Annotated in this window: 1 pseudogene; it reads right to left on the bottom strand. The window is 72.8% G+C overall.

What is annotated here, in order from left to right:
- Positions 1-276, bottom strand: a pseudogene (locus FV223_RS29470) (Tellurite resistance protein TerB); the annotation flags it as partial.
- Positions 277-593: the final 317 nt, after the last annotated feature.

Raw genomic sequence — 593 nt, 5'->3', positions numbered from 1 at the left:
CCTCAACGAGGACGTCTGGGGCCACGCCCGCGTCCGGGCGCGGGCGATCCCGTCGTAGAGCTCGGCCTCCAGCATCAGGGTGTCGTAGCCCTTCTCGAGGATCGGGTTGGCCCTGAGGCCGGCCAGCGCCGTCTCGAACTCGGTGCCGGCCACCTCCCCGTCGGCGACGATGACGTTGGCGGCGGCCGAGACCGCCGCCAGCATCAGTGCCTTGTCGCCGGCATAGGCGGTCACCGCCTGGGTCAGGCGGCCGAAGATGTCTTTCAGGATGCTCATGGGAACCGGGTCGTTGAGGGGCGCCGATGCGTCGGGGGAGATAACAGAACCCGGGCGGTCCGTGTTGCGCCGATGCCCCCGCGGCGAACGGACATGCTTGGGAAATACGCGGGCGCGATGATGGCCCGTCGTCCGGCCTCTCGGTCCGGATGCCGGCCGACCGTCGGGCCGGGCGTGCCTACCCCCAACGGGCGCGCCCGGCCCGCATGGTCCGGCCTCATCGGGGCTTCGGCGACGCGGTCTCGTCGGCCAGGGCGTCGACCACCGCTCCGAGGCTCGCGCGGTCCGACGATCCGGCCGCGCGCGCCGCCGCGTAC

The organism is Methylobacterium sp. WL116, assembly GCF_008039455.1.
Classification (GTDB): Bacteria; Pseudomonadota; Alphaproteobacteria; order Rhizobiales; family Beijerinckiaceae; genus Methylobacterium.
This window is presented reverse-complemented; position numbering and strand designations above follow the sequence as displayed.